This window comes from Mesorhizobium sp. B2-5-11 (assembly GCF_006440835.1).
GTDB lineage: Bacteria > Pseudomonadota > Alphaproteobacteria > Rhizobiales > Rhizobiaceae > Mesorhizobium.
Map to the genome: position 1 here is coordinate 311,351 of NZ_VFUK01000007.1, position 23,117 is coordinate 334,467.

A 23,117-nucleotide genomic window follows, 5' to 3' on the forward strand; every position below is an offset into this window, starting at 1 on the left:
GTGACCTTTCAGAGTTGCTGGAGTTGCGGAAGCGTGAGCTGGGTGACGGCGTAGTCGCCACTGCCGTCGAGGCCAGTGACCTCGGCGATCGTCTCGATGCGGCGCGAGGATCCGCGGCCGGCGATGAAGACGATCAGGTCTATCGCCTCGGCGATGAGCCGGCGGGGAACGGTGACCACGGCTTCCTGTGCGAGCTGCTCGATGCGGTAGAGGGCGGACCGCGCCGAGTTCGCGTGAACGGTGGCGATGCCGCCTGGGTGACCAGTGTTCCATGCCTTCAGCATGTCGAGCGCTTCCGCGCCTCTGATCTCGCCGACGATGATGCGATCGGGTCTGAGGCGCAGTGTCGAACGCACGAGATCGGCGAGCGTGACAGAACCACGCCTGGTCCTCAGCGCAACGCAGTCTTTTGCTGCGCATTGAAGTTCGCGCGTATCCTCGATCAGGATCACCCGCTCGTGGCAGTCGGCGACCACGGCCAGCAGCGCATTGGCAAGGGTTGTCTTGCCCGATGAAGTGCCGCCCGCGACCAGGATGTTGCGCTGCTCGCGGACGGCTTTCTTCAACGCATCAGCCTGCAGCGGCAGCATGACCCCGTCGGCGACATAATCGGCTAGGCTGTAGAGCTTTGCGGCGGGCTTGCGAATGGCAAAGCATGGCGCCAACACCACAGGTGGCAGGAGGCCTTCGAACCGCTCGCCCGAGGGCAGTTCGGCGCTTACGATCGGATTATCCGCATGCGCTTCGGCGCGCACGTGGGAAGCGACGAGGCGGACAATGCGCTCCGCCTCGGTAGGATGGATGTGCACGCCTGTGTCGACCAAGCCTTCCCCGAGCCGATCGATGCGCAGTGCTCCGTCGGGATTGACCATCACCTCGATGATCGATGGGTCTGAAAGCGCTTTGGTGATCGCCGGGCCCATGGCGGTGCGCAGCATGGCGCGGCGGCGATGATCGGCTTCCGGATGAGAGTTCACCCTTCCTCTCCCCCGCCATTGTCTTTGCCAAGCGACCGCTTCCCGGAAGCGATCTGCCGGCCGACCTGCTCGACAAATTTGTCGAAGCGCTCCTGGCCGATGGCCTGCGTTACCCTGTCCGGGGCCGGCGTGTGGGCGTGAAGCGTGATCGAGAAGCGGATGAAGAGCGCCAGGCTCTCCATCGTCATCTCGGCGTCGCGCCTGACATGAGCGAGGTCGCGAGAAAGACGGTCGAGCCTTACCCCGTAGCGTTGGTCGAGCTCGTTCTTGCCACGCCGCTCGATGAAGGCTTCTACTGCCTTGGCGACGATCGCCGATTTGGTGGTCGAAGGATCACGACTGAGTTTGTCCAGCTTCTCGCTTAACTCAAACTCAAGCAGAAACTGGTGACGAATGCGGCGGGGCTTCATGTGGCTTGTTCCAACAGCCAGCGCTACGCGCCGGCGACGGGAACAAGCATCCTCCAGATGCCCAAAAACGCTTATCGCCCTTACCTACGCTGAGGTACGCCGTCAGGAAGCAGCGTTCAGAAGCCGGGCACGATGTCCTTGTCGTCGCCCCTTCCTTCATTGAGGCCGTAGACCCGGGCCGCCGTCGAAGTCCGATCCATGACACGTTTGTCGGCGACCGGCTCGCTATCATCGTCAACAGACTTGAAGAGATCGTCCTGCTCAGCTTCTTGAGAAAGCACGATTTGATGTTCCGGTAGAGCTGGATGGCGCTGCTGCTGGACGCCGCCCTCGTCCCCGATCGCCGCGTCGGCAATTTCGTCGCCTGCAGCCAGACGACCGTCAACGCTGCGCACCCGTCCAGTCCAGTCGTCCGTGCGGGAAGCCGGACGGTCTGCGTAAGGGCTGTCCCGCAGCACCGGGGAAGGTAGCACGCGTTCGGTAAAATTCCGGTCCTCATAATAGCGCAGCTTCTGGACGCGCAACGGCGGCAGCCCTGAAATCAGCACCAGCTCGTCGGTTTGGGGCAGCTGCATCACCTCGCCAGGAGTGAGCAGCGGTCGGGCCGTTTCCTGCCGGCTGACCATGACGTGCGACAGCCAGGGCGCCAGCCGGTGGCCGGCATAGTTGCGCATCGATCTAAGCTCCGTTGCGGTGCCGAGCGCATCCGAAATGCGCTTGGCGGTGCGTTCGTCATTGGAGGAAAAGGCAATACGCACGTGGCAGTTGTCGAGAATGGCACTGTTCTCGCCATAGGCCTTGGATATCTGGTTCAATGATTGCGCGATCAGGTATGCGCGAATGCCATAGCCGGCCATGAAGGCGAGCGCGGTCTCGAAGAAATCTAACCGCCCGAGCGCCGGGAATTCGTCGAGCATCATGAGGAGTCGATGTTTGCGACTCCTGCTTGGATCGCCCTCAAGGCGCTCGGTCAGGCGTCTGCCGATCTGGTTCAGGATCAGGCGCACCAAGGGCTTGGTGCGCGAGATGTCCGACGGCGGCACGACCAGGTAGAGCGATATCGGTCGCTCGGCATCCATGAGATCGACAATGCGCCAGTCGCAGGTCGATGTTGCCGCCGCGACCGTCGGGTCGCGATAGAGCCCGAGAAATGACATGGCGGTCGACAAAACACCAGAACGCTCGTTTTCCGATTTGTTCAGCAGCTCACGTGCCGCCGAGGCCACGACCGGATGGACCTCAGGCTTGTCGGGCGTGCCCAGGTGGTTGGTGGTCATCATCTGCTGCAGCGTCGCGGAAAAGGAACGTTGCGGGTCCGACAGGAAAGTGGCGACGCGGGCAAGCGTCTTCTCCTCTTCGGCATAGAGCACGTGCAAAACGGCGCCGACGAGGAGGGAATGACTTGTCTTTTCCCAGTGATTCCGGCGGTCCAGCGCGCCTTCCGGATCTACCAGGATGTCGGCGATGTTCTGAACATCGCGGACCTCTTGTGGACCCTTTCGTACCTCAAGCAGCGGGTTATAGCGCGCCGACCTAGGATCAGTTGGATTGAATAGAAGGCAATAGGAGAATTTCGACCGCCAGCCGGAGGTCAACTGCCAATTCTCGCCCTTAATATCATGAATGACCGCCGAACCGGTCCAGGACAGAAGAGTTGGAACAACCAGTCCGACGCCCTTGCCTGAACGTGTTGGGGCAAAGGCCATGACGTGCTCGGGCCCGTCATGTCGCAGATAGCGATCCTTCAGCTTGCCTAGGAAAACCCCGGCCGGCCGAAACAGCCCTGCCGTCACGATCTCCTGAGTCGTTGCCCACCTTGACGAGCCATAGGTCGTCACCGATCCGAGCTGTCGCGCGCGCCACAGCGAACCGCCGATGGCGGCGGCACAGCCCACGAACCCACTCGCGCCGGCGAGCGCACCGGCCTTATCGAAGACCTCGGGCGCATAGGCGTCAAAATGGTACCACCATTCAAACAGTTTCCACGGCTTGTAGATCGGCCAGCCAGCCGCAACAAACCACGGCGCGCCGAGTGGCGGCTGATGGCCCAGCATGTGCGCGCACCACTGCGTGGCCGTCCACACGCCGAGCATGACGATTGCGAATACGACGACGATCTGCCCAATCAGCAACTTCGTGGGCGTCATTGGCTTGCTCCGCTGTTTCGAACACCGGGGCAAGCATCGCGCGCCGCGATGTGAACTGAAATGCACACTACGCACGACCAGGTGCGATGAGGAGCAGCGCCGGGCTCGTCACAAGGATTAGCCGGAGCTATTAAGGCCTCGACGATAACGTCCGACTGCTCGTTCAGCCGAAGTGCATTTCTATCGAAGGGCCGTGACCATCATTCGACGGTAACCGATTTTGCGAGATTGCGCGGCTGGTCGACATCTTTGCCCATCAAGACCGCCGTGTGATACGCAAGAAGCTGTATCGGCAGCGCAAAGATCATTGGCGCGATAATCTCGTCGACTACCGGCAGCACGATCGTGTGCATCGTGTCGAGTTTCGAAGCAGCGGCCCCTTTCTCATCCGTGATGAGGATAATCCGACCGCCTCTGGCGGCCGCTTCCTGCATGTTCGAGACGGTCTTGTCGAAAAAGCGATCATGTGGCGCGATGACGATCACTGGCATGTTTTCGTCGACCAGTGCGAGCGGACCATGCTTCAATTCACCAGCCGCATATCCCTCGGCATGGATGTAGGATATCTCCTTGAGCTTCAGCGCACCTTCCATTGCCAGCGGGAAACTGGTGCCGCGGCCGATATACAGGACGTCATGAAATTTTGACAGTTCGCGCGATAGGAGCTCGACATCTGGCTTGATGCTGTTCAGGACCCGGCCCATGACGCCCGGCATTTCGGCAAGACTCGTGACGAGCGCCTTTGCCTCATCTTGCGTTGCCGTTCCACGGGCCCTGGCAGCGCCAATGGCGAGTGTGGCTAGAGCCACAAGCTGGCAGGTGAACGCCTTGGTGGAGGCAACGCCGATCTCCGGGCCGGCGAAGATCGGGAAGACGGCGTCGGCCTCCCGCGCGATGCTCGATTCCCGGCTGTTGACGACAGCGCCGGTCTTCAGCCCACGCGCCTTGCAGTATCTCAGGGATGCGAGCGTGTCGGCGGTTTCACCGGACTGCGAAATGAAGAGAGCCGCCGACTGCGGCGGCAACGGGATCTCCCGGTAGCGGAATTCGGACGCGACGTCGATTTCGACCGGCAGGCGCGCATAGCGCTCGAACCAGTATTTTGCGATAAGTCCAGCCAGATAGGCGGTGCCGCAAGCCGAGATCGCCAGGCTCGGGATGCCGGCGAAATCTATGCAAGACGTCGTGTCGGCGCGATTCCCTTCGAAGCTGGTGTGATAACCGAGCGCACGGGCGACAACCTCGGGCTGCTCATGAATTTCCTTCTCCATGAAATGGCGATACTTGCCCTTATCAGCCAGATATGCCCCGGCAAGGGAAGTCTGGCGCGGACGCTCGACGGGATGGCCATCGAAATTGAAGATGTCGACTCCTGTCTTGCCGATAACGGCCCAGTCGCCGTCGACGAGATACGTGACCGCATTTGTGAAGGGAGCAAGCGCGATCGCGTCGGAGCCCAGGAACATCTCGCCGACGCCATGACCGATCGCCAATGGGGGTCCATTGCGCGCCGCCATGATGGTGGACGGATCATCCTCAAAGAGAACAGCAAGCGCATAGGCACCCCTGACGCGCTTCAGCATGGCATGCATTGCCTCACCCCTCCCCATGCCCTCACGGCGGTATCGTGCCAAGAGATGTACGACAACCTCGGTGTCGGTATCGGTCTGGAACTCGGCGCCCGCCGCCGCGAGTTCATCCTTCAACTCGGCGAAATTCTCGATGATGCCGTTGTGAACCACGGCCACACCCTCCGCAATGTGCGGGTGCGCGTTGCGCTCGGTGGGTGCGCCGTGGGTCGCCCAACGCGTGTGTGCGATGCCGACGATCCCACTCAGCGGCTCTTCCTTCAACCTTCTCTCGAGGTTGACAAGCTTGCCCTTCGCGCGCCGGGAGTGCAGCGAGCCCTCGCAAATGGTGGCAAGGCCGGCTGAGTCATAGCCGCGATATTCGAGCCGCTTCAACGCGTCGACCAACCGCTCCGACACCGGCTGATGCCCGACAATGCCAACAATCCCGCACATGACTTCGTCTCCGAATTCTTCCCGGTAGCCTCAGTCGGCTCGAAGGGAACGCGCCAAGCGCTCAGCCTCCGTAGTAGAATTCTGCAAAACAGGTAAAATCGATTTTTGGGATAGCTGCCATCCAGCCAGCGGATAGGCGAGCATGTCTTTTGACATCCGGCGAGACGGATCGTTGATCTCGGCTCTGCAGGTCTCCTGACCTCAACTCACCCGTCTCGGAGAGTTAGTAAGCTGTCAAATTCGTCAGCGATTGGCGCAATTTGCGGCCATGTTCAGTGCTTTTTCGACCTTCGCGGCCGCGCAGATTGTCCCTGCAAGCTGTCCATCATGGGGACCGCCGCGTGTCGCGGAGAGGATGGCCCGGTGGCCGACTTAGTCGCGGAGTGTTCGGCGGTGCGGAGTTTCGGCCGCTGAAATTCAGCCGTGGCAACGTCGCCGAGTCGCCGACGCTGCCGCCGCAACCGCGCTGTGTCGATCTTAGACAAGGCCGAATGCCAGGCTCTGCCGATGGCCCTAAGGATCATTTGCATTGCTACCTTCCTCTGCTGCCCAGCGCATTCCCGTCGTCTGCGTCAGTCGATTTGGGATCGTGCATCAAAGATCGATGCCGATGCGAATCGGGTGGCTATCAGCCCCATTTTTCGCTGCCGATGCAAGCAGGCTCGGAGCACCTTGTCGAAGTCTTGCCCGGGCCGATCGAAGGCAGACCGCGTTCGTATAGCTGCGCAGGTCACGAGACGTTGGGCCCACTCCTTTGCCGACCGATGTTCCAAGAGATGCCCTCGCGCTGCACCAGGCCGGAAACCTCTTTGCCGACATGCCGCTCGAGAACCGGCCGCCATGGTACGAGCGTGAACTCTCGCGATTTCTCGATAACGGCGTATTTGCCGCTGGCGAGTTCAACTGACCGGCGGAGCGTGCCCTCTACGCGATGACCGGGCCGCGTTTCGGCATAGGACAGGCCAAGCTCTTCCGACAGTTGACCGGCAACACGGTTCAACTCCCGCTGGCGGAGGATCGAAACCATGTTGGCGCGATAGATGATCCGATCCTGCTCCTCATGAGCAAGGCCCTGCGCGATCAGCCACTGCTGCCGGCGGCTCCGCGCCTCCTGCACTTCACGGCCGAAGCCCGAATTGCGCAACCTCTCTGATGCCTCGGAGACAAGCTGGCTGTCGATCCAGGTCGCGCCGTCAAAGCCAACCTGCCGCTCCAGCGGCATCGATGAGAGCTTGTCGACCGTGACCGGCTGGGTCCTGGCCTGCTGGCGCTCGTAGGCGACGACACGATCGAGATGATCCGGCGCGATGATCCAGGTGCCGTCGGGCTCGCGCTCCACGCCCCCGATAGCGCGCCGGATTGCCTCCAGCCGGCGGACATGCGTATCGGCGAAGCGGTCGGTGGCGGCCGGATCGTGCTTCAGATGAATGTCGATGTTGTAGCGGCCGTCATGGGCAGCCGCGATTTCGACCACTGTGCGGTCAACCAGCCTGGGCTGTGTGTTCCTCGGCGTGACACGCACGATGCAGCCGTCGGGCGTCGGCTCTGTCGCCTCGCCCTTGCCGATGTCGATGTATCGGGTTTTGCCATCCACACCGTCGACGATGAGGTAATGCCGGTCGCTGAGCTCGTCGGCCAGCCCGCGCGCGACAACGCGGCCGACGACAGGGGCGGCCTGCTCGCCGGATCCATCGTGGATCACGCAGTCGGCGGCACTGCGGGCGATCCCCCTGCCCGTCAGTTCGCGATGCAAGGTCTTGATGATGTCGCCGCGTTCGCCGATGCGGCGCAGCGTCGCTTCAAGCCCGTCGTCGAGCCGCCAGCGGCGCGGGGCGATCTCTTCCGCCAGATGCATCCGCTCGAGCTTGCGCAGGCGCCCCTGGTGCAAGGTCTGTCGAAACGCGTCGCGGCTATCCAGCGAAACCAGCCCACTGTCGTCACGCAGCTGCAGCAGGCGGCGGTCGATGCTGGTGAAGCGTTCCTGCTGCATTTCCTGGCGCAGGCGATGCTCGATCTCGTGGTCGGTGCGCGGACCGAGATCGAGGCTGACCAGCTCGGCGGCGCGCTCGCGGATGCCGCTCGAGATGTATTCTCGCGCTATAACAAGATTCTCGCCGCGATCGTCCTTGCCACGCACGATGATGTGGGTGTGCGGATGGCCGGTATTGAAATGGTCCACGGCAACCCAGTCGAGCTTCGTGCCGAGATCCTCCTCCATCTGTGCCATGAGCCGCCGCGTCAGTGGCTTGAGGTCGTCAAATTCGATGCCGTCCTCGGGTGCGACGATGAAGCGGAATTGATGGCGATCGCCATCGGCACGATCGAGGAAGTCCTTGCCAGCGACGCAATCGCTGTCGGCGCCGTAGAGCTGGCCAGGCGCGCCGTCCCGGGTGACGCCGTCGCGCTGGATGTAGCGCAGATGCGCACGCGCCCCGTCCGCGCTCTTGCCGGCCAGCTTGACGACACGCGCCTTGACGACGACCCGGCGCTGGCGGAAGGCTGCATGGCGATCGCGTGATTTCAGCAGCGCGGCCGTCGCCCCACCCCGGCCTATCCTGCTGCCCGCGAAGCGCCCACCACGCTGGGGCCGGCCACCAGCTCGGTTGATCGCCGCCCGCACCTGGCCGGCAAAGCGTTTGCCGGCCTTCGAACCACGGGAGCCAATCTTCCCGAGCTTCGGTCTGAACTCGTCATCCCTCATGCTTGGCCTGCGCCTGGAACAGAGTCGAATCAGCCATTTGCGCTCCGAAGTTCTCCTGACGCTGGAGGGTGCCTCCGGCAAAAATGATGTGCAGACAGACACTTCGCCGGCCCTGGGAGGCGGTGCCTTTATCTTGCCTTCCGCGCCCCACCCCTTTGGACGCGTCCGGCCCCCCATTGCTAGCGTTCCGGCTCTTTGACATGTGCGACATCCCTCCCCAGCGGCACGAAGAGATCGCCGTTTCGCGCAAAAGCGCGACCACCATTTTGCGGGAAAAACAGCGAGCGCCCCGAGGGTGCATCTTGCCTGTCCGGAGCGACAGATTTGCCCTTGAACTGCTCGATGTCGGTTCGCGAAACTCCGGCAGCCCGGAGCTGCTTGAGGTAGTCGACGGTCTCTTTCGGCAGCGGCGTGCCGCGCTTCAGATGCGCCTGGTAGCGCTCGGGTCCGGCGTTGTAAGCGGCAAACAGCCCGGGGAACCCGAAGCGGTCATACATGGCGCGGAGATAGGCAGTGCCGGCCAGAATGTTGTCGTGCGGATCGTGGGGATCGGCGCCCAGTCCGTATTGCGCGCGCATGTCCTGATAGGTTTCCGGCATCACCTGCATGAGGCCCATGGCACCGGCGCGCGAGGTGATCGGCCGGCCGTGGAGCATCGTCTTGCCGCCGCTTTCGGCATCGATCACCGCGTAGATCCAGGCCTCGGGAACACGGAAACGCTTGCTTGCTTCGGCAACGAAGTGCCGCCATTTTCCAAGCTGCGGACTATGGGAGATGGCGACCGGCTCAGCGCCGGTCGAGGCGGAACAGGCGCATGGCGCGACAGCGATCATGCCAAGCATCAGGAGGGCTACTCGGTCCATAGCGGCGCGAGCCTCCCGATGATGTTGGTGGCTCGGACCGGCCCGAAATAGCGGCTGTCGAAAGAGCGCGGTGCCTCGCCGTTCAGCACGAAGAATTCGTCGTCAGCGAGCGCGCGGCAGCCGCTCCACCAGGGCAGCGGACGGCCTTGGGTGTCGGTAACTAGCCGACGTGCGACGATCTTGCCGCCGATGATGATCGCCTCGTTGAAGGCGCAGACACGTTCGTGCGGCAGCGCGGCAATGTGCTTTACAAGGGGAACGCCGTTCGGGAGATAGCCGCGTTCGGCAGCGAGGCCGGCAATGGCATCCGGTGCGCCGGCGAGCACCAGGTCGCCGCGTGCTGGCGCTCCCGCCACGACGCGATAGAGGCCAACCGGCGCGCTCGCCGAGGCGTTCCAGATCAAGAAGGGCGATGGGTTTGCAAGGGGGCCGAAGGCAACCAGGCCAAGGGCAATCGCGGTCGCGGCGATCGCCTTTGTCGCCCGAGCACGGCGCAGGCGGCTGCCGGTCAGACCGATGGAAGGAGGCCGGCTCATGAACGGCCTCCATCGTTGGAATGGGTCTGGTTATGGCGGCCTTTCGACCAGTCGTCGAGCTCGTCGATGTGGTAGCGGACGTAGCGGCCATGCTTGCGGAATTTCGGGCCGCCGCCCTTGAGCCGCATCTTTTCCAGCGTGCGCTGGGAGAGCCCTATGTAGAAGGCGGCTTGGGCTGTGTTGAGAAACGGACTGCCCTTTTTGGCGCGGGCGGCGCGTTCGTTTTCGTTGTCCATGATGATCCTCGTTTGGCTTGCGAGCGAGACGAGGATGGGGGGGCGAGGTCGTCTTGGGGACGGGCGAAGAGTTGGGGGCGAGTTTTCGCCGCTCTGTGGCAAGAGCCCCGCGCCGGCTGCGGCGCGGGGCTCCGATGAGCCCGATCAGTCGGCCGGGTTCCAGATGATGGCGTAGGTGTCGTCATCGTCCTGGCCGGCGGCGCGGCCCAGATTGGCGTAGAGCTTGCGCGGTCCGAACTCCGGCGCGGCAATCGACAGGCTCACATAATCCTTGCCGGAGGTCTCGCCGGTGCGGATCCAGCCGGCGCCAACTTCGACCCCTTGCGTCAGCACCCTGTAGTCGGGATGGTTGTCGGCGCTCTTGGCCTGGTTGGGGATGATGTCGATGTCGGCGCGGACGCTGAGGGTCTTGAGCTGGCCCTTGTAGGCGCCGTTTTCCTGCTTGTTGACGTAACCGATCGCGGTCATTTCGAAGTCTCCTTTTGCTGTCGCCGGGGACCATCCCCTGCGATGGCGGACCGTGATGGATGCGTCCGGAGCGCCTGAACCTGACAGGGCCGCAGCGCCAGCGGAGGACCCGAGCAGGCGGCTTTTTTGAAGCGGAGCGGCGCGAGGAAGCCGCCGCAGGCGGCGGGGAAAAAAGCTGCTGGCGAGGGTTTCGGGCGGCCGGACCCGTCCATAGGTCGACAAGCCAGCCGCAGGGGATGGTCCTGGCAGGGAGCATGGAGATCGTGGCGAGCGCGGTCGCTGCAGCCAAGCCAAGCAGGAGAGGATTGCGGGACTGCGGCTGATGCCGCGCCATGCCGATCGAGATCGTGCCCCACGGGTCGGGCGCCAGGGCAGGCATCCGACGGGCTGAACGACCTGCGGGACCAAGGTGGTTTGCCGGGCTGGATTGTGCCGCTGGAAACGGGGGGCAAAGGTCACGAACATGCGGCCATTGCGACCGGGGTGCGATGCCGAGCGGCGGCCATCCTGGCAGCCGCCGCCCAGCTTGACGGGCTATTGGCAGTCGAACAGGGAGCGGACCCGTGCCCATTGATCGGCGGTGCGCAAGCCGCCTCGATCCGTGTAGCTTTCGACCGGGAATTTCATCCAGCGCGGCAGCCAGGCCTCGACCTTTTGCCTGCCGTTTTCGCCGGACAGAAAGTCGCGGATGATTGTCTTTTGCGTCTTCACCTTCTCAGCGACATTGCCGTCCGCGACATGCTTGCCGCCGATTTCGGCAAGCATCGAATTGGCAATTTCCCTGTCGCGCAACAGGTCGAAGAAGGCGTCGTCCGGTTGCCAGCAAGCGGCGGTGTCGACATTGAGATGATTGCCGAGCGCCTCGATGACGGCACTGCCGGCCTCAAGCGTCTCGGCCATGACGATGCCGAGAACGCGCATCACATCATCGTCGGACAGCGTCAGCAAATGCGCAAACAGGCTTGCCGTGCCGAAGTCGCCGCCATTGCGGCCAGCGACCGCGCCACCCTCGTCCGGTTCTCCAAGCAGCGCCAGGACCTCGCGCCGCTTATCCGTGAAGGCGGTTTCGGCCTTGCAGGCTGAAAGGCTTGCCGCCACGATTTCGTTGGCGGCGCGCTGCGGCTCGGTACGCACCTGCCACAGGCTTGAGCCGGCAATCGCATGTGCCACCATCAGGCGAAGGGCTGCGGCCGGACGGTCAAGGAGCGCCAAGCGCACGATGGCATGACGGTGCAGATCGACATAATTCTGCATCGGTCCAGTGACTTCGGGCCGCGAGGGTTTGTCCGGGGTCTCGGCCTCTGCGGCCTCGCCATTGGCTCGGGCGCGGCGGGCTTGCTTGTGCGACAGCCAGCCCTCGTGACACGCGACCTCGCCGCGATGCGAGACTGATATAAAGACCTTGCCGCCCTTCTTCTTCGGCGTCTTTTCGTGGTCCCATGCGTGAAAATGTTGACTCGGTTCGAGCACGATCACTTCGCTCCATCCGGCCTCAAGAAAGGCGTTGCGCGTGGCGGCTATCGCCTCATTCTGCTTGAGCCAGAACAGGTCGGCGTCGGCAAAATAGCTTTCCTCGCCGAACAGATCGGAGACGATCAGGCCGGGATAGTCCTCGATGGCGAACAGCGCCACCTTGGTCGAGATCGACTGGCCGCCGAACAGCCATTGCTTCAATTGCCAGCCGCGCGGCGCGCGGTTGTCGGGATCGGCAAAGAGCGCCAGCCAGTCCTTCTGCTGCGCCTTCGAGGCCATGGTGAGATGGCGCACCGTCTCGGCGTCGATTTCCTCGCGGCGATAGGCTTCGCGAATCCTGGGCAGAAGCTCGCCGAGCGCCAGAATCCGCTTCACCTGATGCTCGGTGAGGCCGAACGTGGCCGCGATATCGGCGATTGTGCGACCTTCCCTGATGAGGCGGGAAAAGGTTTCCCATTGCGAGACCTCGTCGGGATCGAGGCGGGCGATATTTTCAATCAGGGAGGCTTCGAGCGCGTCGGCGTCGTCGCCATCCTCCATGATGGCGCATGGCAGCGGCGCGGCCTTGCCGCGCTCGTCGGCAACGGTCTTGGCCGCGAAATAGCGTCGGCGCCCGGCGACGATCTCGAAGGTGTCGGGCGAGCCGTTGGGCCGCACCAGAAGCGGAACAAGGACGCCGCGCGCCCGCACCGAGGGCAGGATGTCGGCGATGTCGGGCGCGCGTTTGGAATGCCGCATGTTGGCGGCGGCGATGCTCAATTGGTCGATGGAAACGTGGGCAAGCTGCATGGTCTTTCTCCTTTGCTATGGCCGAAATTGCCTGACCGCGAGGCCGCTGGCCGAGCGGCGCGACGGTTTTGCGCCGGAGGGCGCTATTGTTCCGCCCGGTCGGACGGAAGCTCGGGAAGGGAAAGCGAGAGGGCGGCGGCGGCCTGCCGCAAGAGCCCTTCGGCCTCGGTGATGTGGCCGCATAGGCGAGCGGCTTCGGCATAGACCGAGAGCGGAAACCGCGCCTTGAAATAAAGGTCGCGCTCGATGCCGAGGCCAAGCGGTCCCTTCACGGTTTGGAGCTCGGCAAGGCTGACGCTGCCGAGTTCGGGGAAGCCCAATCCGAGATCACAGAGGCCGAAGAGTGTATCGCCATCAGCATCGAGCTCGCTCAGGAGCCAGGTGGCGGCGCCCAGCGGATTGAACAGTTTCACGACCGGAACATGGTCGGCTTCGGTCTCGGCAGCGCCATTGGCGAGCAGAAGAAGGCGCAGTTCGTCAGTGATGAGGATCATTGCGGCGTTCCTTCAAAACGGTTCGTGATTGACGGCGGGTTGACCAACAGGCCGGTATTCAAGGGGTTTCCGCGCGGCCGCATCGCGCGCCGTCAGAAGCGCAAGGCTCTCGCGTAGGGCGACGAAGCGCGCTCATGCGGCGATCTCGGCATCCGCCTCGCCTTCCACGTCGGCATTGAAGCCGAGCAGGAGATCGGCGGCTTTCGAGGCATGGCTGGCGGCGCGGAAGATGGCGCGATTGTCCTCGCGCAGCACGCTCAGCCATGAGCCGATATAATCGGCATGGCGCACGGTCGGCTCGATGCCCATAGTGCTGCAGACGAAGGCTGCGCAGATTTCAGCGACCAGTTCCTCGCGCGCATAGGCCTTGGAGCCGAACGAGCCGGAGAGGTCGCGCGCAAGGCGCGTCGGGTGGCCGGTCCAGTGGCCAAGCTCGTGAAAGCAGGTCCGGTAATAGTTGATCTGCTGAAAGAAGGCCGGTTGCGGCGGCACCTGAATGAAGTCGCAGTCCGGCATGTAGAAAGCGCGATCGCCGCCGATGCGGACATCAGCGCCGGTTGCACGAATGAGCGCCTCGGCCTGCGGGATGATCTGGCGCTGCGGCAGCGGTTCGGCGGCGGCATGGAGATGTCCGGGCAGGTTCTCGCACTGCGCGACGTTGAAGACGGTGAAGCGCTTCAGGAAGGGCACCGCCTGTGGTTCGTCGCCATCGACCTTGGCGCGTTCCTTTTCGTTTTGCGGAACAAAGCGGTCGGCGTGAACGATGGTCGTGCCGCGCTCGCCTTTCCTGACATTGCCGCCAAGGGCAAGCGCCTGCCGGAAGGTCAGCCAGTTCTGGCAGGCATAGCTGCGCTCGATGACCGCGCCCCACAGGATCAGGATATTGATGCCGGAATAGCGGCGCTCGGTGGCCGCATTCCTGGGCAGGCCGAGGCCTGCCTTTGCGTTTCCCCAGGGCTTGACCCATGGCACGATGCCGCGCTCGAGCTCGGCAATGATGCGGTCCGTGATCTCTTGATAAAGGCTGGCGCCTGCGCGCCCGCCCCTGCTTGCGCCAGCCTTTCGGCTGCCGGAACGTTTGTTGGTTGAACGCATGCCCTGGTCCTCCGCTCGCCAAATCGCGCCCTCCCCCGGAAGCGGGGTGGGCGGCGAAAACGACCGGAAAGGCCCGCCGTGAAAGGCGGACCGCATCCGAAGGACCGGAACGCAGAGGAGGACCCGAAGCGCAGCGAAGGGTTGCGGGATGCCGCGGCGGGCCTAGAAGGGAGAGCCGCCCACCGCGCGCACCCGGGGACGGCCTAAAAGACAGACCACGCCGGCCGATCGGCCGGCGGCCGTGCGCAGCCGAAAGGCGGCCCAAGCCAGGGGGCGAAGCCGGATGGCCGAGACCGCCTGAGCCTTGCGAAGAAAAGCGGGCTCGGTGCACGAGCACCCGGCGCGCGCCTTCAGGCGCGCGGGATTCAGGACTGGTGGTCGGCACCGCAGCTGATGTGATACCATCGATCCTTGCGCCTGGACGCGTGGATATGGTCGACGCCGCAGAGCCGTGAATTTCCACCTCTCGGCGCCCCTTGCCGCGTAACGGGGAGAGCGTCCAGGAGCGAGATCGCGGCCGCCGGAATCTTGGGTGATAGCCGCACGCCGGGAGACGGCGCCATGTCCGGCGTCGCGCTCGCGCCCCGCGTTCCGGTCTGGTCAAGAAGCCAACCGCGAAGAAGGCGCTCAGGAGCACATCAAAACCCCAGCTCCCAAAGACGATCCCGAGACCCTCGGTCAGAACGGCACTTTTGCAGCTGTCGAAGATTTGCCTAGGCGCGGGCATCAGCAATGGAGCGTTGCAGTCGGGCCATCCCCACTTCCCCTGGGATTACTTCGTCGCCGACCACCAACGCCGGTGTGCCCTCGATATACAGATCTTTGGCGAGTGCGAAATTGCGTGTGATGGCATTTGCGATGGCTGGGTCTTGCATGTCCCGCTTCAGCTGCTCGAGATCGAGGCCCACCCGCTCTGCAACGGCTAAGGTGGTGCGCTGGTTGAGGAAGCCGGGGAAAGCCATGAGGGCGAGATGGAACGCCTGATACTTCCCCTGTTTGTACGACGCGAGCGCTGCGCGCGCTGCAAATTTGGATGCTGGCCCCAGGACTGGGAGTTCCTTGAACACAAGCTTCACATTGGGATCATTGCTGAGGGCCTCCTGTAGATCGAGAGCTGCCGCCCGGCAAACGCCGCAGTTGTAGTCGAAGAACGAGACCACAGCGATATCGCCATCCGGATTGCCCGCAATTGGCGAGGCTGGGTCGTTGAGGAGGGCGTCGCGCCGCTGTGGAATGCGTATGCGCAAGTCAGCCGCTATCAGGCGTTGGTCCTCCACACATTGCAGGTCCTCGGCCGTATCCAGATGTTGTTTCAGCGCTCCCAGCGCGAACAAAGCTAGGGCCAACAAAGCGATTACTGTGACAAGGGCGGCATTCAGCCTGGACATGGGTGGGCTCCAATCAAACATGAACGGCAGGACGCCCGCGGCGCCGGCACCCCCGGCACGTTGCGGCGCTTCTCCCGTCGCGGCTCTCCGGTCAAGCGCCGCACCCCCCGTGCCGCAATTCCCGTGCCATCGCCGCCCGCAGCAGGAGCTCACGCAGCGCTGCGCCGCGGAAAGCGTGGGCCATCGTGCATTGAAGATCACTGTGGCTCACAGCTGACTTCGTAGGCTGGGTGGCCTCGCTCGACGGGCGCACCATAAGATGGCGCAACCGGCGGCGGTTTCGCGACATAAGGTCGGGAACCGTTCAAACAACTGGCGGGGATTTGTCGGCGCTTCCTGTGCACTTTGCAGAAAATAGGTCTGTGAAATTTCACAGAGCGCGGCCACAAAACTCGAACTGTAGCCGAGTCCTCCACTGTGGCTCGCTTTGCAAGCGCTAGTTCATCTCCGGCCCGGGGAGCCACTTAATCCAGAAATGTCTTGAAACCCAAGGATTGCCCGGGTTTCCGCTTCCCCAGAGATACACCGCGCGATACACTGCGGGGTAACCGCCCGCATTGCGTACCATGCGAAGGCAGACCTTCAACACATCTGGGCAATCCTCGCTGGTACCGGATGCCGCCTCGCCGAGGTCTCAGGTCTTCGCGTTGCGGACGTGCATGTTGACCACGTCGTCCCGCACATCACGGTTGAGTGGCACGATGACCGCCGCATTAAGAATGCCGTATCGCGGCGGAATGTGCCGTTGAGAGGTCGCGCGCTGGAGGCCGCAAAGGAAGCCGTCAAGGCTGCCGGCAGCGCAACGATGCTCTTTCCGACCTACGGGCGTCCCAAAGGCGCCTCCTCAGCATCTGCTGCCTTGGGCAAGCACGTTCGGGCCTGCGTGACGGACCCAAAGGCTACCACCCACTCGCTTCGCCACCTCATGAAAGACCGACTACGCTTGGCCGGCGTCACAAAGTCGGACCAAGACATTGTTCTGGGTCACTCATCGGGCAGCGTTGGTGAGGACTTATGGGGCGACGAGGCGCGGCTTGAGGTTGCGAGACGGGCGCTTGAGAAGGCACTAATCTGACGGAACTTTCAGCGCATGACTTTGCTGGTCTCAGCGATGATTTTGGGGTTCTGCCCAATCGCAATCGTGTAACTGAAGCGCGCCACACCTTTTGCCTGCTTGTGCCTTGGCAGGCTGCGGACGACCCAGTCATAAGTGCCCGACACCATGCATCGCTCATTGGCACAGGTGACTATGACGCTCTCGTCGTGGAGATTGTATCCCCGTTCCGGCCATCGTTGGAAATAGCTTCTCTTGTCGGCGATGATCGAGCTTAGGTCCGTTGGCTTTCCGTAATAATCGACGATGCCAGCATACGAATTTTGAACCTGAGCGATCGCCAAATCTGCGTTGTCGCCATGGTGCTCGATGAGCCCCTTGATAAATGCTACCGCCGCGCTCTCTAGCTGCCGCTCGTCTGCGCTGGCTTCAGCGGGGGCCGGACTGGGCGTTGGCGACACACGCGACGTGTCAACGGACGGCGGCGTGGTAGAAACGTTGGTTACGCGCAGTTCAGCCATCTCACTGGCGGAGAGATATCGCATATCAAACCTGTCGTAACTCAATGCTACGGCCATCAACTTGGGGTCAACGCCCATCTCGGACATGTAGGACATGATATCGGCAGTTACGGCTTGAACGTTGGCCACAGCCTCGTCGGTAGACATTCCGTTCTCTGGGGCGAAGGATGAGCGATGAACACCAATAGAGCCCGGGTCGGCAACACGGCGAACGCCACCCATGTAAGCTAACGAGCAAGCCGACGCGCACTGCAACTGTCGGACTTGAAGCGTATCAAGGCCGGCTGCCCGGATCAAACGTCCAAGCTGCATTGCACTTCCGATACTGCCGCCCGGCGAGTCGAATACGACCACCCTAGCCCCACTGCTTGTGACAGCGTGGCTAAACTCATTCAGAGGTTCGTTGACCCCAAATTCACCAGAGACGATGAGAAACGGAAGCTCGCCCGGCGACGATACCGGCTTGTATTCCAGAGCCTTAGCTGAACTTGATGTGGCGACAATAACTGACGCGACAGCGAGAAACTTCACAACCGAACGCATAACCCAACATCCAAACCCACCAACCTCAACTAAGAGCCACTTAAAGATCTATTTCAAGGGGCAACTGGACCGGGGCAACTGGCGATGAGAGAACTGGTTGAAATTCAATGTCTGTTGGGAACATTAAAACGATGTGTAACCTCTACAACCTCACCACTTCGCAAGAGGCCATCCGCCAGTGGACCGGTACCTTGCGGAACATCTTGGGCAACCTTGAGCCGTCCATTGACATCTATCCCAACTGGCCCGGCCCCGTGGTCCGAAACGCTCTCGAAGGGGGCGAGAGTTGGCCTATCTCCTGAGGGGAATGCCGTCACCTTCGGAGCGAGTGACAGGCAAAGCCGATTACGGGACCACCAACATTCGCAAGACCAACTACTTTCATTGGCAGCCGTATCCGGCACCGGACGACGCTTTGGTGATTGTCGAGAAGCCCGCCACGCAGATCAAGTTTCCGCTGGGCTCGACACCCGGTGACCAACTACGTTTGCTCTAGACAGTGCGGACGCCCAACCGATGAACAGCAGCCCTCAATCCTCGGAGTCGGCGATGCGCTTCCATTCGCCGTCGCCGGTCATAAATTGGCTAAGGCGGCTGATAATGCAAATCAGCTCGACGAGACGCACCGCATCGACATCGCGCGTATGCATCGTCGGACGGCGAGTGGCGATAAGCGCCTGTAGGTCAAGCCGCAGCCTTTGTTCGTTTGGAAAGACGTACCCGAACGCTTGATTCCAGTTATCCGCGCGAAGCACGATCGCCATCAGGTCGCCAAGATCGAGATAAGAAAGCAACGCTTCATCCCGCTCGCCATTCGCCATCGCCGCCGCGCGAAGATCACGCGCCTTGTTACGGATTTCGCCCCCAACCCTCTGCTTGAACCACTGCGGTCCGCCCACCGCTTCCATCTTCTTCGAGATGAAGGACCGCAACGCGCGCTCAAAGAAGCCTATCGCGCTGAAGGCATCATTTCTGGGATTGGCCGACCGTATCTGAACGGACAGCCCCGCAACGTCCAGCAGCGCGACGGACCTACCAGCTTCCGAAGCGCCGGCCGCGAAACCGCTCTCTATGACAACCTCGATCGCACCAGTTGACGTGGTCTCGATCAGACCCGGGTCAACCTTGGCTTCGCGGTAGTGTCGTTGGCGCATTTCTGGATCGCTCCAGAAGCGGTTTGGCAGATCAGACCGCGTGTGCCAGTTGCCGAATAGCTCCTCATAGGCTGTGAAGCTTGATCTCGCCGCGAAGCCAAGCACGTCTCCAGCACCAGCCAGTGCGGAGAGCTTCAACCGGGTTGTCTGCAGCCCAGCGGACAGAGTTTCCGCTCCCAGAGCGCTCAGACGCAAGCGGCCTACCTCAGCCGAGAGGCTCAAGACGCCAGTAGCGGCCCGCTGGATTAGCTCGATTTCTTTGTTTGGCGTGCCAGTCGGCATGTGCACCGCGAGCGTACCCGTGCTAGCGAGTTGGCTTGCCCACTGGGTGGCGCGCGCAATCAATGCCATGCCAGGCGATGCCTGAAGCTCGGCAATGGTCGGCGATAGGGTCGATCCCCTTGCCTGCAGCTCGGCGAAGGTCTGCGATAGGGCCGATCCCTTTGCCTGAAGCTCGGCAATGGTCGGCGAGAACGGCGACACCTCCAGCCCGCTGATCGCCTTCGACAGGGTCGATTCCGGAAGGTTGCTGATGGCCGTTGAGAGGGTCGACAGCTCTAGCCCGCGACTCAGTCGATCGAGCGGCCCATCACTTTGGCCCGTGGCGATGTCGGATAAGCTCTTGAATTTGTCCATCGTCTTCACGCTAACGGTTGTTTGGTTCCGGCAAGTCTTTGAGCTGACCCAACGTATCATAGCGCCGTATGCGCTGAGTCGACAGTTCCCTTTGCATGAGGTCACGAGGCAGCGGGTTCACCGCTCATCCCTCCAGATGACTCGGCGCACCACTCTGATGCGGAGCGCCAAATTTCTGACGGAAAAATGTGAGCCCAGCATCGACCTGATGCAGTCTTTGGGTTTCCCTGGCGGGGTGGTCGGATCTATATGTACTTGGACGTAATGATCCGCCAGAGCATTGCTGTTGTCAGCCTCTTCGATCTTGCGCGCCGCGTTCTCACCGCTTTCTTGGTTGTCGGCACGTTCCGCTTATCGTCGTAAAAGACGATATTTCGGTCAAAGAAGGGCTTCAACATCGGATCGGCTCTGATAGCGCCAGTGATGTCTGCCAGCCAACCATGCCGAACTCCTTCGTAGGCGAGCAACCAGTCGGGACCGTCGGCTGATACGGCCTTCACCCGGCGCTCCCAATCCCGGATTGGAGCCTCCGGAGCAAGTCCGCGAGATGCCATGTCGAGAATGAGCAAGCAGATCGCTGGACATTCGATCTTCGCAAGAAGAGCAGCTTGGGCGCCCAACTGCAGCGGCAGTGCCAAGCCCTTCATGAGGAAGATCGCCCATGCAACTTCATAGTGCTCGCCGCGCTCCAAGCCGCCTTTTATAATCGACGTCAAGCGCTTGGTGATGAGACTTTCGTGTATCGTCCGCCCCTCATGGCGCATGTTGATCAGAAGCGCTGACACTAGGTCGATGTTTCTCGGATCGACCATCAGGGCTCGCATCAGGAAACTTTGCAGGTATAACGCGTCGGGCACCTTGATTTCAGAACCCTGTATCAACGACAGCGCGTAGCGAAGAGGTCGATCTACAGGGTTTTGTTTTTGTAGATCGAGAGCGACCTCACAGAAGTTTTGCAAAGCAATGCCGGACAGCTCGGGGCCTATTCGCGCCGCCACCTGGAGGGTGTGAACCCAAGGTGTTCCAACGTTGTCGACTATCCCGATAACTGTAAGCGCTGTTCTGGTGGCACCTTTCGCGCGTGGTCGTGAGGAACGATGTTCGGAGCCTTTGAGGGCTTCGACACATGACGATTTCAGAGCTTACGCTTAAATCCAGCAATCTTGAGCCCGCGCGCCGTTTCGAGGTGTTCACGGGTTCCGGTCGGCGGCGCGAATGGCTGCCGGAAGAGAAAGCCCGGATCGTGGCTGAAAGTTACGATGCCGGCGAGACCGTGAGTGCCGTGGCCCGGCGGTATGCATTGTCCCCGCAGCAGTTGTTCGCCTGGCGTCGGGCTGCTCGTGTGCCGTTGGCGGAAGCGCTGGCACCGGAACCGTTGTTCGTGCCGGCAGTGGTGCCGGCTCCGAAGCCGGAACCGACGGGGAAACAACAGCCACAACGCAAACGGAAAGCTGCCCGCGACGCCGGCGTTATCGAGTTGGAGATCGACGGCGTCGCCATGCGGGTCGGCCGTGGCGCCGACGCCAAGACGGTGGCGGCGGTGATCCGCGCGCTGAAGGCGACGTCGTGATCGGGCCGACGGGTGCGGTCAAGGTCATGGTGGCGACGAAGCCGGTCGACTTCCGCAAGGGTGCGGAGGGATTGGCGGCGCTGGTGCGAGAGACGATGGGGGCCGATCCGTTCAGCGGGGCCGTTTACGTCTTCCGGGCGAAGCGGACTGACCGGATCAAGCTGATCTTCTGGGACGGCACCGGCGTCTGCCTCTATGCCAAGCGCTTGGAGGACGGGGAGTTCCGCTGGCCAAAGGTTCAGGATGGCGTGATGCAGCTGACGGCGGCGCAGTTCTCGGCGCTGCTCGAAGGACTCGACTGGCGGCGCGTCCACGAGGCGCGCCGGACCCGTGTTCCAGCCCAGGCGGGCTGACCCGCGACCAAGTGAATCAGCCTGGATTCCGCTGTCGCGGGCTGTCGACGAATATGGTCTGATCCACTCATGGCGATGACGGCGGACCAGCTTCCCGACGATCCGGATGCGCTGAAGGCGATGGTGCTGGCGCGCGACGTCGAGAACGCCCGGTTGATCCAGATCATCAAGGAATTGCAGCGCCACCGCTTCGGCCGTCGTGCTGAGACGCTGCCGGAAGACCAGCTGCTGCTGGGACTTGAAGAAGCCGAGCAGATCGAGGCGGCCGGCGAGGAGGAGAACGAACAGGCTGCTCCCATGGAGCGTCAGGCGCGTGTCACCAAGCGTCGGGCGAACCGCGGTGCGTTGCCACCCCATCTGCCACGCACGGATATGGTGGTCGACATCGAGGACCATGCCTGCCCGTGCTGCCGCAATGACTTGCATCGGATCGGCGAGGACGTAAGCGAGCGGCTCGACATCGTTCCGGCGCAGCTGCGTGTGATCGTCGTGCGCCGACCCAAATATGCCTGCCGAGCCTGCGAAGACGTGATCGTTCAGGCTCCCGCGCCCGCCCGGCTGATCGAAGGCGGCCTGCCGACCGAGGCGACGGTTGCCCAGGTTCTGGTCTCCAAATATGCCGACCACCTGCCGCTGTATCGCCAGGCGCAGATCTACGCCCGGCAGGGCATCAATCTCGACCGCTCGACACTCGCCGACTGGGTTGGCCGTGCCGCCTGGCACCTGCGTCCGGTTCACGAACGGCTGCTGGCGAAGCTGAAGTCCTCGCCAAAGCTCTTCGCCGACGAGACCACGGCGCCGGTGCTCGATCCCGGTCGCGGCAAAACGAAGACCGGCCAGCTCTGGGCCTATGCCCGCGATGATCGGCCATGGGACGGAGCCGATCCGCGCGGCGTCGCCTATGTCTACGCGCCCGACCGCAAAGCTGAGCGTCCGATCGCTCATCTCGCGGGCTTCACAGGAATCCTGCAGGTGGACGGCTATGGCGGCTATCGCGTGCTCGCCGACAAGAGCGGCGTGACGCTCGCCTTCTGCTGGGCGCACGTGCGCCGGCGCTTCTACGAACTCGCCGCGGCCGGTCCCGCGCCAATCGCCTGCGAGGCGCTGAGACAGATCGCCGAACTTTATCGCATCGAAGACGACATCCGTGGACGATCGGCGGAGCAGCGTCGTGCCGTGCGCCAGGAAAAGAGCCTGCCGATCACCGTCGCTCTCGAGCCCTGGCTGCGCGAGAAGCTCGGGCTGATCAGCCAGAAGACCAAGCTCGCCGAGGCAATCCGCTACACGCTGTCGCGTTGGGAAGGCCTCTCGCGCTTCCTCGATGATGGCCGCATCGAGATCGATAGCAACACTGTTGAACGCTCGATCCGTCCTATCGCGCTAAACCGCAAGAATGCACTCTTTGCCGGATCGGACGGCGGCGCCGAGCACTGGGCCGTCGTCGCTTCGCTAATCGAAACCTGCAAACTCAACGGCGTCGAGCCCCTCGGCTATCTCGCCGATGTCCTCACCAGGATCGTCAATGGCCACCCGAACAGCCAGATCGACGACCTCTTGCCATGGGCCTACATCCAGGCTCACGAACTCAGCGCAGTGGCCTGAGAACATCGCTCTGATGTCCGCTGTCAAGGTTTGGAACGCAGAAGGTCGCCCGATCCGAGGAACGGCTGCTCATTCTGATGAGC

At 62.4% G+C, this 23,117-nt stretch carries 20 protein-coding genes; 4 read left to right on the top strand and 16 right to left on the bottom strand.

From position 1 onward, the window contains the following. Positions 1 to 8 precede the first annotated feature (8 nt). The 14 genes from trbB to FJ490_RS22915 all read right to left on the bottom strand — a co-directional run bounded on the left by trbB (position 9) and on the right by FJ490_RS22915 (position 17,719). On the bottom strand, positions 9 to 977 hold the full coding sequence (gene trbB, locus FJ490_RS22840) for a P-type conjugative transfer ATPase TrbB (protein ID WP_013533270.1): 969 nt from the start codon (positions 975 to 977) through the stop codon (positions 9 to 11). Further along, positions 974 to 1,387 carry a CopG family transcriptional regulator gene (locus FJ490_RS22845; protein ID WP_064993432.1) on the bottom strand — a complete coding sequence of 138 codons (414 nt, stop codon included), beginning with the start codon at positions 1,385 to 1,387 and terminating at the stop codon, positions 974 to 976. Before FJ490_RS22845 ends, trbB begins: the two co-directional genes overlap by 4 nt. A gap of 116 nt (positions 1,388 to 1,503) precedes the next feature. After that, entirely contained in the window at positions 1,504 to 3,534 is a 2,031-nt protein-coding gene (locus FJ490_RS22850; RefSeq protein ID WP_064993431.1) for a conjugal transfer protein TraG, read from the bottom strand. Between the two features lie 200 nt (positions 3,535 to 3,734). After that, positions 3,735 to 5,558, bottom strand: a complete 1,824-nt coding sequence (gene glmS / locus FJ490_RS22855; RefSeq protein WP_064993430.1) for a glutamine--fructose-6-phosphate transaminase (isomerizing) — start codon at positions 5,556 to 5,558, stop codon at positions 3,735 to 3,737. Between the two features lie 730 nt (positions 5,559 to 6,288). Further along, positions 6,289 to 8,259, bottom strand: coding sequence for a relaxase/mobilization nuclease RlxS (gene rlxS / locus FJ490_RS22865; RefSeq protein WP_064993429.1), 1,971 nt, complete (start codon positions 8,257 to 8,259; stop codon positions 6,289 to 6,291). 179 nt (positions 8,260 to 8,438) lie between these two features. Then, positions 8,439 to 9,122: a lytic transglycosylase domain-containing protein gene (locus tag FJ490_RS22870; RefSeq protein WP_064993427.1), complete on the bottom strand. Its 684-nt coding sequence runs from the start codon at positions 9,120 to 9,122 to the stop codon at positions 8,439 to 8,441. Next, complete coding sequence (locus FJ490_RS22875; protein ID WP_064993426.1) at positions 9,110 to 9,658, bottom strand: S26 family signal peptidase; 549 nt, start codon at positions 9,656 to 9,658, stop codon at positions 9,110 to 9,112. The genes FJ490_RS22870 and FJ490_RS22875 overlap by 13 nt, the downstream gene beginning before the upstream one ends. Beyond that, positions 9,655 to 9,894, bottom strand: a complete 240-nt coding sequence (locus FJ490_RS22880; RefSeq protein ID WP_064993425.1) for a helix-turn-helix domain-containing protein — start codon at positions 9,892 to 9,894, stop codon at positions 9,655 to 9,657. The genes FJ490_RS22875 and FJ490_RS22880 overlap by 4 nt, the downstream gene beginning before the upstream one ends. Before the next feature lie 144 nt (positions 9,895 to 10,038). Next, the gene (locus FJ490_RS22885; RefSeq protein WP_013533279.1) at positions 10,039 to 10,362 is read right to left on the bottom strand and encodes a DUF736 domain-containing protein; all 324 of its coding nucleotides are present in this window, start codon (positions 10,360 to 10,362) and stop codon (positions 10,039 to 10,041) included. A gap of 534 nt (positions 10,363 to 10,896) precedes the next feature. Continuing rightward, on the bottom strand, positions 10,897 to 12,624 hold the full coding sequence (locus tag FJ490_RS22890; RefSeq protein WP_064993423.1) for a ParB/RepB/Spo0J family partition protein: 1,728 nt from the start codon (positions 12,622 to 12,624) through the stop codon (positions 10,897 to 10,899). Between the two features lie 83 nt (positions 12,625 to 12,707). Next, on the bottom strand, positions 12,708 to 13,118 hold the full coding sequence (locus FJ490_RS22895) for a DUF2958 domain-containing protein (protein WP_064993422.1): 411 nt from the start codon (positions 13,116 to 13,118) through the stop codon (positions 12,708 to 12,710). A 132-nt stretch (positions 13,119 to 13,250) separates the two neighbouring features. Beyond that, complete coding sequence (locus FJ490_RS22900; protein WP_064993421.1) at positions 13,251 to 14,213, bottom strand: zincin-like metallopeptidase domain-containing protein; 963 nt, start codon at positions 14,211 to 14,213, stop codon at positions 13,251 to 13,253. Positions 14,214 to 14,926: 713 nt separating this feature from the next. Continuing rightward, positions 14,927 to 15,601 carry a DsbA family protein gene (locus FJ490_RS22905; RefSeq protein WP_064993420.1) on the bottom strand — a complete coding sequence of 225 codons (675 nt, stop codon included), beginning with the start codon at positions 15,599 to 15,601 and terminating at the stop codon, positions 14,927 to 14,929. Between the two features lie 1,083 nt (positions 15,602 to 16,684). Further along, complete coding sequence (locus tag FJ490_RS22915; protein WP_064993418.1) at positions 16,685 to 17,719, bottom strand: hypothetical protein; 1,035 nt, start codon at positions 17,717 to 17,719, stop codon at positions 16,685 to 16,687. A gap of 286 nt (positions 17,720 to 18,005) precedes the next feature. Between FJ490_RS22915 and FJ490_RS33190 the strand changes: the two genes are divergently transcribed. Continuing rightward, complete coding sequence (locus FJ490_RS33190) at positions 18,006 to 18,215, top strand: hypothetical protein (protein ID WP_224655926.1); 210 nt, start codon at positions 18,006 to 18,008, stop codon at positions 18,213 to 18,215. A gap of 34 nt (positions 18,216 to 18,249) precedes the next feature. Here FJ490_RS33190 and FJ490_RS22925 read toward each other — a convergent pair whose 3' ends face one another. Both FJ490_RS22925 and FJ490_RS22930 read right to left on the bottom strand, forming a co-directional pair. Next, positions 18,250 to 19,509 (bottom strand): hypothetical protein, encoded by a 1,260-nt coding sequence (locus FJ490_RS22925; protein WP_064993416.1) that lies wholly within the window; start codon positions 19,507 to 19,509, stop codon positions 18,250 to 18,252. A 245-nt stretch (positions 19,510 to 19,754) separates the two neighbouring features. Then, a complete protein-coding gene (locus tag FJ490_RS22930) occupies positions 19,755 to 20,507 on the bottom strand; it encodes a hypothetical protein (RefSeq protein ID WP_064993415.1) in 753 nt (250 codons plus the stop codon). Positions 20,508 to 20,635: 128 nt separating this feature from the next. Between FJ490_RS22930 and FJ490_RS22935 the strand changes: the two genes are divergently transcribed. The 3 genes from FJ490_RS22935 (at position 20,636) to FJ490_RS22945 (ending at position 23,034) form a co-directional block, all read left to right on the top strand. Next, entirely contained in the window at positions 20,636 to 21,079 is a 444-nt protein-coding gene (locus FJ490_RS22935; RefSeq protein WP_064993414.1) for a transposase, read from the top strand. Next, on the top strand, positions 21,076 to 21,432 hold the full coding sequence (gene tnpB / locus FJ490_RS22940; RefSeq protein ID WP_064993413.1) for an IS66 family insertion sequence element accessory protein TnpB: 357 nt from the start codon (positions 21,076 to 21,078) through the stop codon (positions 21,430 to 21,432). The genes FJ490_RS22935 and tnpB overlap by 4 nt, the downstream gene beginning before the upstream one ends. 69 nt (positions 21,433 to 21,501) lie before the next feature. After that, positions 21,502 to 23,034: an IS66 family transposase gene (locus FJ490_RS22945; RefSeq protein ID WP_064993412.1), complete on the top strand. Its 1,533-nt coding sequence runs from the start codon at positions 21,502 to 21,504 to the stop codon at positions 23,032 to 23,034. Positions 23,035 to 23,117: the final 83 nt, after the last annotated feature.

Excerpts from the sequence above, each read along its gene's own strand:
- FJ490_RS22845 (WP_064993432.1), bottom strand. The coding sequence starts at position 1,387 with ATGAAGCCCCGCCGCATTCGTCACCAGTTTCTGCTTGAGTTTGAGTTA.
- FJ490_RS22850 (WP_064993431.1), bottom strand. The coding sequence starts at position 3,534 with ATGACGCCCACGAAGTTGCTGATTGGGCAGATCGTCGTCGTATTCGCA.
- glmS (WP_064993430.1), bottom strand. The coding sequence starts at position 5,558 with ATGTGCGGGATTGTTGGCATTGTCGGGCATCAGCCGGTGTCGGAGCGG.
- rlxS (WP_064993429.1), bottom strand. The coding sequence starts at position 8,259 with ATGAGGGATGACGAGTTCAGACCGAAGCTCGGGAAGATTGGCTCCCGT.
- FJ490_RS22870 (WP_064993427.1), bottom strand. The coding sequence starts at position 9,122 with ATGGACCGAGTAGCCCTCCTGATGCTTGGCATGATCGCTGTCGCGCCA.
- FJ490_RS22875 (WP_064993426.1), bottom strand. The coding sequence starts at position 9,658 with ATGAGCCGGCCTCCTTCCATCGGTCTGACCGGCAGCCGCCTGCGCCGT.
- FJ490_RS22880 (WP_064993425.1), bottom strand. The coding sequence starts at position 9,894 with ATGGACAACGAAAACGAACGCGCCGCCCGCGCCAAAAAGGGCAGTCCG.
- FJ490_RS22885 (WP_013533279.1), bottom strand. The coding sequence starts at position 10,362 with ATGACCGCGATCGGTTACGTCAACAAGCAGGAAAACGGCGCCTACAAG.
- FJ490_RS22890 (WP_064993423.1), bottom strand. The coding sequence starts at position 12,624 with ATGCAGCTTGCCCACGTTTCCATCGACCAATTGAGCATCGCCGCCGCC.
- FJ490_RS22895 (WP_064993422.1), bottom strand. The coding sequence starts at position 13,118 with ATGATCCTCATCACTGACGAACTGCGCCTTCTTCTGCTCGCCAATGGC.
- FJ490_RS22900 (WP_064993421.1), bottom strand. The coding sequence starts at position 14,213 with ATGCGTTCAACCAACAAACGTTCCGGCAGCCGAAAGGCTGGCGCAAGC.
- FJ490_RS22905 (WP_064993420.1), bottom strand. The coding sequence starts at position 15,601 with ATGTCCAGGCTGAATGCCGCCCTTGTCACAGTAATCGCTTTGTTGGCC.
- FJ490_RS22915 (WP_064993418.1), bottom strand. The coding sequence starts at position 17,719 with ATGCGTTCGGTTGTGAAGTTTCTCGCTGTCGCGTCAGTTATTGTCGCC.
- FJ490_RS22925 (WP_064993416.1), bottom strand. The coding sequence starts at position 19,509 with ATGGACAAATTCAAGAGCTTATCCGACATCGCCACGGGCCAAAGTGAT.
- FJ490_RS22935 (WP_064993414.1), top strand. The coding sequence starts at position 20,636 with ATGACGATTTCAGAGCTTACGCTTAAATCCAGCAATCTTGAGCCCGCG.
- FJ490_RS22945 (WP_064993412.1), top strand. The coding sequence starts at position 21,502 with ATGGCGATGACGGCGGACCAGCTTCCCGACGATCCGGATGCGCTGAAG.